9 protein-coding genes and 1 pseudogene are annotated in these 12,567 nt (G+C 49.9%); 6 read left to right on the forward strand and 4 right to left on the reverse strand.

Annotated elements, in window-relative coordinates:
• Positions 1-438: 438 nt before the first annotated feature.
• Positions 439-2,505, forward strand: coding sequence for an alkaline phosphatase PhoX (locus ABEA08_RS00960; protein ID WP_345332317.1), 2,067 nt, complete (start codon positions 439-441; stop codon positions 2,503-2,505).
• Between the two features lie 217 nt (positions 2,506-2,722).
• Here ABEA08_RS00960 and ABEA08_RS00965 read toward each other — a convergent pair whose 3' ends face one another.
• Positions 2,723-4,246: a sulfatase family protein gene (locus tag ABEA08_RS00965; protein WP_345332319.1), complete on the reverse strand. Its 1,524-nt coding sequence runs from the start codon at positions 4,244-4,246 to the stop codon at positions 2,723-2,725.
• Between the two features lie 1,114 nt (positions 4,247-5,360).
• On the opposite strand from ABEA08_RS00965, the gene ABEA08_RS00970 reads away from it, so the two are divergent.
• The gene (locus ABEA08_RS00970) at positions 5,361-5,624 is read left to right on the forward strand and encodes a transposase (RefSeq protein ID WP_345332322.1); all 264 of its coding nucleotides are present in this window, start codon (positions 5,361-5,363) and stop codon (positions 5,622-5,624) included.
• An 11-nt stretch (positions 5,625-5,635) separates the two neighbouring features.
• Positions 5,636-6,043, forward strand: coding sequence for a transposase (locus tag ABEA08_RS21980; protein WP_425557308.1), 408 nt, complete (start codon positions 5,636-5,638; stop codon positions 6,041-6,043).
• Positions 6,044-6,368: 325 nt separating this feature from the next.
• Here ABEA08_RS21980 and ABEA08_RS00975 read toward each other — a convergent pair whose 3' ends face one another.
• The gene (locus tag ABEA08_RS00975; protein WP_345332325.1) at positions 6,369-7,022 is read right to left on the reverse strand and encodes a TetR/AcrR family transcriptional regulator; all 654 of its coding nucleotides are present in this window, start codon (positions 7,020-7,022) and stop codon (positions 6,369-6,371) included.
• 354 nt (positions 7,023-7,376) lie between these two features.
• Here ABEA08_RS00975 and ABEA08_RS00980 point away from each other — a divergent pair, with 354 nt between their 5' ends.
• The 3 genes and pseudogenes from ABEA08_RS00980 (at position 7,377) to ABEA08_RS00990 (ending at position 11,152) form a co-directional block, all read left to right on the forward strand.
• Positions 7,377-8,114: an outer membrane protein OmpK gene (locus ABEA08_RS00980; protein ID WP_345332327.1), complete on the forward strand. Its 738-nt coding sequence runs from the start codon at positions 7,377-7,379 to the stop codon at positions 8,112-8,114.
• A 26-nt stretch (positions 8,115-8,140) separates the two neighbouring features.
• A complete protein-coding gene (locus ABEA08_RS00985) occupies positions 8,141-9,901 on the forward strand; it encodes an aryl-sulfate sulfotransferase (protein WP_345332330.1) in 1,761 nt (586 codons plus the stop codon).
• A 213-nt stretch (positions 9,902-10,114) separates the two neighbouring features.
• Positions 10,115-11,152 (forward strand): annotated as a pseudogene (locus ABEA08_RS00990) (IS630 family transposase).
• Between the two features lie 136 nt (positions 11,153-11,288).
• On the opposite strand, the gene ABEA08_RS00995 reads toward ABEA08_RS00990, so the two are convergent.
• Both ABEA08_RS00995 and ABEA08_RS01000 read right to left on the reverse strand, forming a co-directional pair.
• Entirely contained in the window at positions 11,289-11,462 is a 174-nt protein-coding gene (locus tag ABEA08_RS00995; protein ID WP_345332332.1) for a hypothetical protein, read from the reverse strand.
• Positions 11,463-11,489: 27 nt separating this feature from the next.
• Entirely contained in the window at positions 11,490-12,404 is a 915-nt protein-coding gene (locus ABEA08_RS01000; protein WP_345332334.1) for a permease, read from the reverse strand.
• Positions 12,405-12,567: the final 163 nt, after the last annotated feature.

Below are 12,567 nucleotides of genomic sequence, written 5' to 3' on the forward strand. Positions count from 1 at the left end.
TAGCAACCGTATCTTCCTCACTAAGAGCGAACGGCATTTGCTGGGTGACTCAAAGAACTTGCCCGAATGGAGATCAGTTACGGCGTAGGGCAAACCAAGCCAAGATGTAATAAAAATTCCCCTCCAAGTGCTCGCATCAATATCTGACAAATGCCTCTCTTGTAGCTCGGCACAATACAAACGCCATGATAGAACGCGAGAAAGCACACAAAATTAAAAACACTTGCACCTTTACATACCCACTTCGACTCAGCCTCACTTGCCGCAAAGCAGCGTAACCACTGGCACCGGCGAACTTTGTGGCTCCGCACCTTTCCCGCTGACGGCCAACCACTCATTGACATTGTTAATGAAAAACGACTAAATCACCCAAAAAGCCGAGATTCCCATAATTTCTCGGTAAAAAACAACAAAATAAAATCAATGAGGTAGAGGTAGATGGCGCAATTTAAGTTCTCCGCGTTGGCCATAGCGCTGGCCATGGGTTTGGCTGGGTGTAACAGTGAGGTAGACAACAACGGTCACGATATCATTCTGCCGCCAAACCCAGGCACCCCGCCGATCACCCCGGAGCCACCACCAACATGCGATCCGGAAACAGACGACAACTGTAGCGATGGCGACGAAGACATCGACATCGATGTTCCAGAGTGTGAAGAGGATTGTGAAGACAAGACCGAACCGGGCGATCTATACCGGGTCGCGACACTGCCTGCGGGTGCCGAGGTGTCCGGCCTGACCGTCACAAAATCAGGCGAATTGCTGTTTAATGTCAAGTCCCCAGCCAACAGCTGGTCGCAGGGCGACGACGAGTTTAAGACTGGTGCAATCGGCATTGTAAAAGGCTTAAACGTCAATACCGACTTAACTCGCGAGCTGCTTGACGTATTGGACAAACCTGCGCTGCCAGAATTGGATGACGAAGACAAACCCATCTACTCCGAGCAGCATCTGACCGTTCGTTTGGTACAAGGTGACTACCAACCACTGGGGATCGCTGGTGAAGATGGACTGGGCGTGATCACCGGCAAGGGTGAGCAACCTGCGATCTTTGATCCCAGCGATCGCGTCGCCTTTAACATCTTTCTCGACAACGAAGATGGATCAGCAACCCTCTTTACCGGCTGGGATACCACTCCCGGTGGTCTGTCTAGAATGACCCTCAGCCAAAGCGAAGGTATTTGGACCGTCACCGACGTCGAAATGCTCGACTTCACGGGTATCAATGGCACCGCAGGCAACTATGCTGGCACGATGTCACCTTGGGGCACCATCCTCTTCACCGAAACCCATGCGGCTAACCCGGCAGGCGGAACCAGCACCACCAGCAAATTCTTTAACGTGCCCGAGGATAACTACAGCTACAAGCTGAAGAACGGCAACGAGAATACGGTTGATCGTCACGATTTTGCGCAGACCATGGAACAATACCTGGCTGGCGAATTCCCCAACGCCTACCGCTACGGTTTCGTCCATGAATTCAACCCAACAACCGGTGAAGTGCGTGCCCTGCCCATGCTCGGTCGAACTGAGCACAGCCAGTTAGCCATCATGCCGGACAACAAGACCGTTTACTTCGGCCACACCAGCGTCAGCGGCTCATTGATGAAGTTTGTTGCCGATACCGAAAAGGATCTGAGTGAAGGTACCCTGTACCTCTCACGCGTTGTTCAAGACACAGAGGAAGGAGCTGATCCCGCCGAGACCGGCTTTAACATCGAGTGGGTTCCACTGCTCACTGACAGTGTCTCTCTGCAAGACGTTGAAGCGTGGATCGCCGAGTGGGACGAGATCGGCACCGAAGCGTTTGCGGAAACCCACGCCAACAGCCAAAACGGCAGCGATGGCTTGGTGGATAACGATCTTGCCAGCAACTACCTCACCAACAACGACATGAATCAGTGGGCCGCCAGCTTGAGCGACTTCACTTGGTTTACCGCAGGCGGCAACAGCATCACCGGTGGCGATATCTATAAGAATGGGCGCTTCAAAGTCGACGAGCGTCCGGCTTTCTTGGAAACCAAGATGGCCAGCTTCCGTCGCCAGGCCAACACCAATAAGAGCTTCAATGAAGATCTGCGCGCGACCGCCGCTTGGCGCTACGTCAACGGCTTTGCTTTCAATGCCAACCGTGCCAAGAGTGACGACGATGCCTACATCTATTTCACTAACGGTGACTTCAACTACAACATGAGCAACACGGGCAATAACAGTGCGGCCATCGTGGTTTCTGATCGCGTTGGGGCCTGTGGTGGCCTGTATCGCATGCCGATTGAAGCCAACTACAGCATCAGCCGCATCGAGCCGGTTCTGATGGGTGGCGATGACCAAAACAATACCGATTTGGAAGAGTTTGATTACCGTTGCGATCCAAACCTACCCGCTCAAATCAACAGCATTACCGTGCTGGACGATGGTCGTCTGCTGTTGGGTGAAGGGGATGCCGGCTCTGCCGATAGCGCCGGTCAACTCAATAAATCTATCTGGCTGTATCACCCAGAATAATGACAGGCTCATTGGCTTAAAGCTAAAACGCCATTAGGACAAAACCTCGTTTAGCAATAAGCGGGGTTTTCTTTTATCTGGGTTTATTTCGAACGGGTACTGTTTCGAGACCGACACCGCTCCCACACGGGCTCCCGTACTTAACACCACCAGTGCCAGACAGTAAAAACGGAGCCATTTGGCTCCGTTTTTACTCAGCGATGCCGCGAAAAAATGATTACTTCTTCTTCGCGTCTCGCTGGGCGCGCCGCTCTTCCTGTTTCGCTTTGATCTTATCCAACTGCTCCTGAGGCATCAGACTGAACTTCTTCGGGTAGTCGGTTTTCATCATCGACAGGACTTTCTCCGGGTTGTCACGATGCGCCAGCATTGGCAGAACCGGATCCTTGTGCTCCACCATCCAGTCATTAAGCTTCTGGCGATACTCGGTGATCTTGGCTTGATACTCCGGGTTGTCCATCAGGTTATTCAGACTGCTCGGATCCAGGCTCAGATCGTAGAACTCCTCCATCTCACGCTCACGGAACATGCGCAGACGCTCCAGTTGCACCTCGTCACCGGAAGCCGCCCACTCCTCAGTGATCTTGCCTTCATTGGCATTGCGGTAGTTGGCGCCCTCTTCGCTCCACGGATTGAAGATATAAATAAACTCTTTGTCCTGAATGGCACGCATCGGCGTGGCCCCACCGCCGATCTTATAATCGATCTGGGTATAGACGTAGTCCCGTCCCTCCTGCTCCTCACCGCGCAGTAGCGGAATAAAGGATTGGCCATCAAACTCGGCGTCGATCTCAATGCCGGTGGCATCCAAAATGGACGGCATAATATCGACGAAGGAGATGAAGTTGTCTTCATCCACATAGTCGGTGTTGATGTCGCCATTGGGCCACTTGGCAAAGAACTTGGTGCGGCTGGAAAACATGTAGGTGTTGGCCTTGGCGAACGGGAACGCCGAGCCGTTATCGGACAGGAACATCACCAGGGTGTCATCCGCCACGCCCGCATCTTCAATCGCCTGGATGATCAGGCCAAAGCTGTCGTCCAATCGGCGCACCGAGTTGTAGTAATGGCTCAACTCCAAACGGGTCTGTGGCGTATCGGGCAGGTATTCAGGGACAACCACTTCATCAGCAGTAAACAGCTTTGAAGGCTGCGTCGCGTCTGCCCAGCGCGGATCTTCGGGATCATGGAAGGCGCGGTGCGGATCGTGCGAATTCACCATCAAGTAAAATGGCTGCCCCGCTTTTTTACTCTGCTCGATAAACTCCGCGGTGTACTTGGCGTAGAGCTTACCGTCGCGGCCTGATCCCAAGTCGCCATAATCCTGTACGTAGTTCCACTGATAGCCCAGATCTGGCGTTGAGTGTGACACCTTACCCAGCACGCCGGTTTGGTAACCGTGCTCGGTCAAGGTTCCCATCAGCGTCGGAATGCTGCTGTCCTTCAGATTCATAAAGCCCATCATGCCGGAGCTGACGCCATACAGGCCGGTGGCCATGATGGAGCGGCTGGGCATGCAGATGGAGGTGTTGGAGTGAGCGTGCATAAACTCCACCCCGCCTTTGACATAGGCATCCATGTTGGGCGTCAGGTCCGGCAGGCCATCGGTGAAGCGACTGAACACCTCGTAACCCAAATCATCCGCGGTGATCAGCACCACATTGGTGGGCGCCTGTTCGGCCCAAACTGGAGCCGCCACCCCTGCGGCCAAACAGGCCGTCACTATCAACTTTTGTCTCATGTTGTCCTCGGTGCTGATCACGGCAGTCGTGGTCATCGTCGTTATTAAAATTATTCACACTGAGTCAGATTACCCGCCTGCTCATACAAAGCTGAGAGAGGTGTCTGATAATGCGAGACCTTTACGTTTTCCCTGAACAAACTTTGCACTCATGGTGGGGCCGTATACGCGCCATCTATCGCAGAGCATTGATGTCTCATCATAGACTGACAGGGCCCGTTCTGCGGCTTTAAGCTGGCCAGCCCGAAAACAAAGCCTCATATAAACATAACCAGAAGCAGGCACGGGGTTCTGTGACCGCAGCGCTGCGAGTTTCTAAAGGGGGCAAGAAGCAGGCACTGAGTTCTAGGAACGCTGCGCTGCGAGTGCCTAGGAAGAGCAAGAGCAACTGCCCGGAAGGTGGCCAGCGACGGTCGTTTGCTGTCTAAGCGCACTTTCACCGGTGTTAATGCGACAATAAAGGTGCCTAAGGGCTCGATGACACCACTATTTGCGCATCCATATCAGTCACTTACGGAAAAGTATGTATATGAATCCAGTATGGACGGCCCATAGACAGGATCTTTAGCGCAGGCGTATGAAATAGATAGAAAAAAGGCTCTTGGTGTGATCTGATTAATTCGCCAAAACAAACCAAATAACAACCGAAGAGCCATGTCTATTCTCGCCACATCCAACACCCTAAAACAACTTTTTGATGAGACTTGGTTGAACCAAGTCTCGAGAAGCACAAAATTCGTACAACGAATGCGGGATATTCAGCCGTTGCAGTTGGTATCGAGCTTGGTTGCTGCACTTGGAGTGCGGCAAAGTCGACTCCATCGCTGAGCTTCATCGTAGCTTTAACGCAAGTCAGTACGACACTAATCGTGTGGCATACAAACCGTTTCACAACAAACTCCGCTAGGAAGGATTCGCCAGAATGATGCAAGCGCTCGCCGAACGCGCAATGCTGGTGTTCCAACAGCAGGTTGAGGGGCCGTTGCCAGATAGACTGACAAAATTTAGGCGTGTTTTATTGCAGGATGGCTCGTCGTTTGCTCTCCATGACGATTTAAAGTACAGCCTCCCAGGCCGCTTTAAAGCGTATTGTCCCGCAGCCGTTTAGTGCCACATGACGATGTCTCTATTGGATGATTTGCCGACCAAACTGTTGGTGACACCCGATACTGCGCCGGAACGCGAGCACCTACCAAAAGCTGAGACGTTGACCGGGTCACTTCTCATGGCGGATGCGGGATATATCGATCATAAGTACATGGGAAAGGTCGCGACGAACGGCGGTCACTACTTGATGCGAGCCACCAACTCAACTAACCCCGTCATCGTTGCTGCCCAGAATCGCCGAGAAAAAGCGGTTTCAAAATTGGTGGAGTGAAGCTCAAGGCGATGTCTCGAAGCCATAGCCAAGCAAAGATCTTGGATCTCGATGTACGTTGGCGCAACTTCTCCTGTCGTGCAGTTCGCTTCTGGCACGCAGAGGAACAGCGTTACCTGACCTGGCTAACAAACCTGCCGAGGGATCAGTATCCGGCAAGCGATGTCATGCAACTATATCGACTGCGATGGCAAATCGAATTGTTGTTTAAAGAGTGGAAAATTCACAATAATCTGCGCCGCTTCGCAACGCAGCAAAGGCACCTGGCTGAAGGGCTCATTTGGGCCAGTTTACTGAGCTTTATGGTGAAGCGAATTATCGGTCGAACCACACAGCGAGCAAAAAAGGTGTCGTTTTTATCGACTCTAAAGATAGCCAAAGTAGCCGGGATTGGCTCGTACGTTTGTTACGCTCTATAGCGGCGAAAAGCTTGCGCGATATCCAAGCAGATCTGGCTTGGGCGGTCGAGTTTATCGCAACAAACTGCCGAAGGGCCCCCCAAGCAAAGTCCAGACTCAGCGGGACTTTGCAGGGAGTTTACGAGGGGGTATCGGCTTAAGGTCCAGTGTATGATGGGCGGCTATAGCGAATTCTGCTATTTGGCTTGCCACTATCATGGGTGTCTCGAGATGTTGTTGGTGCCTTGTTGGATGTTATTGGATGTTGTGTCTTGTTAGATTTTATTTATAGGCTATTTGGAAGCATCTAAATGCTTAAGGTTCAAGCTATGATACGGCTCATTCATCATATGGAACGCTCAATCGATTCAATATATGAGTCAGGGTCAAAACCTTCGAGATTGCCAACAATGGCATCAGCATTTTTTTTAATGGATTCAAAATCGAAGGAAATGGGACTGTCTGCTGGCTGAAGTTGTGCCATGGCACATGCAAACTGATCACAAATATACGGGCTGTTAATAGATCTTATTTCATCTGAGAGCATTGGGTTGAGAGACAGTATGCTGAACCCACGTTCAATTACAGATAGCATGGAAATGACGTCCCAAATGTTCTTTTCACTGCCTTTTATTAATCCCATGAGGCGACCTTGCACTAGGTAATCATACTGTTGCCTCTTCCATATAGAGAAAAGCTTTCGCGTGATAAGTAAGCGCTTAGGTGAAGCTCTTTCCCATACATTACTGTCCGCACCAATGGCGCCCAAGCCTAGGCTTTCGTACTCATCGTCTTGGTGAACGGCCCCTATGTAATGTGGCAGAATAAAGCGAGATAAATAATCTGCAGGGCACTGGAAAGACAGTGCAAAAAGTTCTACCCCCCATTTTGCAAAATATCTGTTAAACAAAGCAAGCGCTAAGTCATCCTTGTTGATGAATTCAGAATAAATAGTATTGACCGAACACCCGACACTTGATGCTAAGGTGTTGAAGCTCACATTGCTCCTTCCGGATTTTCTCATTTCTATCTTTGCAAAATCGAGTATTCTTCGGTTTCTTAATGTTTTTGATTCCACACCTGACAATCCACTGGTCGAGTTTAACTCATGCTAACACCACATTCTGTCTTGTGTTTGGTTTAGGCTTATATATGTAACAAAGCTCAGAAATCCACAGGTTCAAGGATCATTGTCACGACGTGGGTTTGTCGCCTAGGTCACTTATTTTGTGAAAACATTTCCTTTGTGATGGCAGGTTTCATCATCAATTTCCCCATATAGTTCTCATAATGTTCAATGCGGTAAGGGCTAATATGTAAGTCAACGGCAACACAGTCAAAATAGGCGAATCGAATGGCAAAAGGTTATTATCCGTTAACAATGGCTCTTCTTATTTCATTTTCTAGTTCCGCCGCCATGGTAGCGACTGAAGTGGGAATTATGGATTGGGGAACAAAAGCTGAAGAAAACTTCGGAAAAATGAAAAGTGAAAATAGCTTTGTGAAATTCAAAGGCTATAACGCTACAGATTGGGGAGATGTTTACGGTCATGTAAAACTCGAAGATTTCGAGGACTCTGATATGATTAGTTCAGAGATAAACTTGGTTGGACAAATAGCGATAGGCGAAACTGGATTCAACTATTACGGTCAGGTTTTTAATAAGACTAAACCACGTTGGTCGGAAACCAATACAACACTTGGGTTCAGCTGGCTTCATGATATGTACGGTTGGGATATTCAGTTAGCACTCGCCGCCCACATTGTAAATGCCGATTACAAGAACTTTGATCGTAGTTTCAAAGGGGGCCTAAACGGTGGTTATCAGTTTACCCAAATAGATCGCGGCTTCAGCATTGGAGGCCAGGATTTTAAGTTTACATACTGGCAAGAACATTTCTGGGGGCGTGATAAAAATTATTTAGCTATATCAGGTGATGAAAAAGATTTCGGTTTTAACGGACTTGTCGCCATCCGTTGGTTTCTACCCGCAAACTTATCCGCGAGCATCGGTTATCGATATGCTAACAATAATCTTGGCATAGCTGGGTATCATGATGCATTCATGTATTCGCTTCAATATAACTTCTAAGCACTAACAAATCGGAAATATAACCAATGATCAAAAAATCATCCTTGAAATTGTGTGTTGCTCTTGCTCTATGTTGTTCGCCTGGCCTGGTTGCGCCTGCATTCGCTGGTGGCGATCTGCCTGGAACTGCGTCTACAGCAGTTCCACAAGGCCAGTTGGGCTACGTTTATGTAGATCCCTATAATTTTAGCCCATTGGTTGCAGTTATTGACCTCGGTGGTCAGAAGATTTCGAATGTCTCAGTAACCGTTAAGGGTAAGGGGAAAAAAGGGATCGACATCAATTACAAAGTTAGTGATGGCCAGATCTTGACCCATAATGGCATTCCGGTATTTGGCATGTATGAGGATCATCTCAATGTGGTTGAGGTGAAGTACAAGCTTGGTAGCAAGGTACAGTCCGAAACCTATAAAATTCGGACCAGTGCCCTTCCGCATATCCATATTGATGGCCAAGACCGTACGCAGTACGAGTATGAGCCTGTCGTTGTGAAAGAAGGCTTTGAGGACCGGTTCTACCTGGTCGACGGGCAAGTCATCACGCCAAATATTCGCGACAAATGGGACTGGATCCCCACCCAAAATATCATCGACACCCAAGGCGAAGTTCGGTGGCATATGCGCGCTGATGTGATCTACGATCGCCCTGGTGGATCCATGTCCTTTAAACAGACGCGTGACGGCAAGCTGATATTTGGCCAAGGTACGATGTTTGATGACCATCCTGGTTTTCTGCGTCCTTATTACGCGAAATATGATTTCCTCGGTAAGCAATCTTTCCGACGAGAACTGCCTAAGGGCTACATCGGCTTCTCACACGAGATCACCGAGATGCCTAATGGCAACCTCCTGATTCGTGTCGGCAAACAAGATTACCTGTTGCCGGACGGTAACTACGTCGACACCATTCGCGATCACGTGATTGAAGTCAACTCAAATGGTGACATTGTAAAAGAGTGGGACTTCAATCAGATATTGGATCCGATGCGTGACTCCGTGCTGACCTCGCTGGACATGGGCGCAGTGTGCCTCAATGTCGACATGGATCAGTCCGGCAAGACGATGACTATCGAGGACCTCGCTAACGAACCTTATGGGGATCTTGCAGGCGTTGGGACCGGCCGCAACTGGCTCCACGTGAATGCGGTAGGTTATGATGCGGATGATGACAGCATCATTATCAGCTCCCGTCACCAGTCCGCGGTTATCAAGATCGGCCGGGATGATGAGGTTAAGTGGATACTTGGTACTCCCGCTGGCTGGCAAGGTGAGTTAGCATCAAAGGTGCTAAAACCAGTTAATAGCAAAGGGAAGGCCCTAAAGTGTGACGATGCAGGCTGTGAGGGCGATTTTGACTGGACTTGGACTCAGCACACGGCTTGGCCAGTGCCTGAGCGTGGAACCGTAACAGTCTTTGATAATGGTGATGGTCGCGGTTTGACTCAGCCTCCGATGCAGACCATGAAATACTCACGTGGCGTAGAGTATAAGATTAACGACAAGAAGATGACGGTCCAGCAAACCTGGGAGTACGGTAAGGAGCGGGGTTACGAGTGGTACAGCCCAATTACGTCCCTCACCGAGTGGCAGGAAGATCATAAAACCATGTTTAATGCCTCAGCATCAGTAGGCTTATTGGAAGGTGATAAAGCGCCTGAGCACTACATTACTGAGGTAAATCCAGACACGAATGAAGTTATGGTTGAGTTCAAAATCAAGGCATTGCTGAAGCATGAGCCTGGCTACCGCAGCACTGTAGTTCGTCCTGGCGAGATGTTTAGTCAATAAAGTAACTGTGATCTAAACCGGTTGCGATAAATGGCTTCTGTTGTTATCCCAAAAGAGCCACGCTTTTATTAGCGGGGCTCTTTTTACGTTGTGTGCTAAATAACTATTCCGAAATGTAGATCACTGAGTTCTCAGATGTGGAGGGAACTCGGCTTCCATTGTGCGGTCTGATCAATCGCCAAAAAGAAAAGTTCGACAAGGAAGCCGAGCCCCATGATGCTAACACTGCCAGACCGTTCTGAGCGACGCCGGATCATCAAAAAGCTACATAAAACCAAGGACAAGGATGAAGCAAGACGATTGACCGCCATAAGACTGTTGGCCGAAGGCCATACAGTCACCTCGGTCTCAAGGCTTTTGGCTGCAGCGCGATCTTCAATTAATCGTTGGGTCACTTGGTATACCGAGTCTGGACTGGAGGGCTTGGAGTCGTCCACGAGGGGGCGGACATCCCGCCTGCCTTTCGTAGAGATAGCCGCATTGCTCAAGACGTAGCTGCAGTTTTCACCTCAAGATATTGGTTATCAGCGGTCGCGCTGGAGCACAGAGCTTATGGCTATCGAAGTTAACCGCTTCTTCGACCTCAAAGTGCACTCTTCAACACTGCGCCGTTGGCTCCCTAAACTGGGGATTGTCTGGCGCAGAGCCGCGCCCACACTGCATATTCGGGATCCTCACAAGGCCGAAAAACTGGCACGTATCCGTGAGGCGTTGGAGAAATGCAGTGTCGACCATCCAGTCTTTTATGAGGATGAGGTCGATATCCATCTCAACCCCAAGCTAGGTGCTGACTGGGTGGAACGCGGCAAGCAAAAGCGGGTTGCGACTCCAGGAAAGAATGAAAAGCACTACCTGGCAGGGTCTCTGCATGCTGGCACCGGACGCGTGTCTTATGTAGCAGGTGCCAGTAAGAATTCAGACTTGTTTTTGTCGATGCTGAAGCTGTTAAAGCGGCAGTATCGACGAGCGAAAAGCATCACGCTGATCGTTGATAATTACATCATCCACAAGAGCAAGAAAACACAGCGATGGTTGGCAAAGAACCCCAAGTTTGTACTGCTGTTCCAGCCGGTGTACTCGCCTTGGGTTAACAAAATCGAGCAGCTCTGGCATGCGTTGCATGAAACCATCACGCGTAATCATCGGTGCAAGCACATGTGGCAACTAATCAGGCGGGTGAAGTACTTTATGAACAAAGCCTCACCATTCCCGGGTGGTGGTCATGGATTGCAGAAAGTAGAGCACAATTAGGATCAGTTATTTAGGAACGCTGCGCTGCGAGTGCCTAGGAAGAGCAAGAGCAACTGCCCGGAAGGGCGCCAAAAGGAGTCATTCAGCAGATGTAACAAAGCCCGCGTAATGCGGGCTTTGGAACTAGGCATCAGACTTAGCCGCGACGGCGGCGCAGACCAGCAATGGTCATCATGCTGAGCAGGTCGAACAAGCTAAGGGAACCACTGTCGCTGTCCTTGCCTCCGCCGTCAGGGCCGTCAGGCTTATTGATGTCGGAGTCGTCACCGGTAGCGTTAGCACCGCCCATGCGGCCAGCACATACACTCAACGTCCGCGACGCCGTCGCCAACACCCGTTAAGCCACCAAGTTGTATAACAGTCCGGTTGAGATCGCCATGGTGAATACCACCAGCAGGAACACGGCAATCAACTTATTCTTGAACAGAGACTTCAACAAGATCACTTCGGTCAGACTGGCACCGGCACTGCCGACGATCAGCGCAAGCAATGCGCCCATGCTCATGCCTTTGGCGATCAGTACTGAACTCAGTGGGATCAGCGACTCAACCGTCAAGTAGAGCGGAATGCCAATAAACGCTGCCACAGGGATGGCGAGTGGGTTGTGATCACCGGCGACGCGGGTGATGACTTCGGTTGGTACGAAGCCATAGACGAACGCACCGACGGCGACACCGATCATCAAGTAGGGAAAGGCTTTCTTAAAGTCATAGAAGGCGTTTTTGCCCACACGAATGAACAGGTTTTCTTTTGTCACAGCACTGCCACAGGTTCGGCTGCAAGTGACGCTTTCTTCGCGGCCATCAAACACGGCGTCTTTGACCTGATCGGCAAAGCCAAACTTCTCTAATAGGTAGCCTGCGCTGACGGAAACACTTAGCGCAACCAAGAAGAACATCACTGAAGTGTTAAGGCCAAAGTTCAGGGTCAGCAGGCCGAACACCACTGGGTTTAGCAACGGACTGGCGATCAAAAACGTCATGATGTTGCCAAACCGAACCTGCGATTTGAACAGGCTTTTTAAAAACGGGATGGTACTCGCGGAGCAAAATGGGGTGATGGCCGCAAGTAAGGCGGCAATGACATAGCCCCGTTCGTTACCCATCAACTTCTTCACTTTTTCCGGGGGTAAGAACTGCTGGATCAACCCGACAAAGTAGCTAAAGAGAAAGAATAAGACGGTTAATTGTGCGCCCAAATAGAGGGACATATAGGCTGCGTCTTTCAGCATGACAATAAATTCTGCGTTCATGGTCTACCACTTAATGTGTAAAAAGGAGACGATCCCCATCGATTTCTATGTTTCATGAAACCTTGAATCGTTAGGTGGGCGAATTCTATTCCCTTGAAATTGTCATGTCAACAATTCATGAAAATATGATTTGTGTTAGAATGCGGTAACTGCTTGTTTCAAC

The organism is Ferrimonas pelagia, assembly GCF_039543565.1.
Classification (GTDB): domain Bacteria; phylum Pseudomonadota; class Gammaproteobacteria; order Enterobacterales; family Shewanellaceae; genus Ferrimonas; species Ferrimonas pelagia.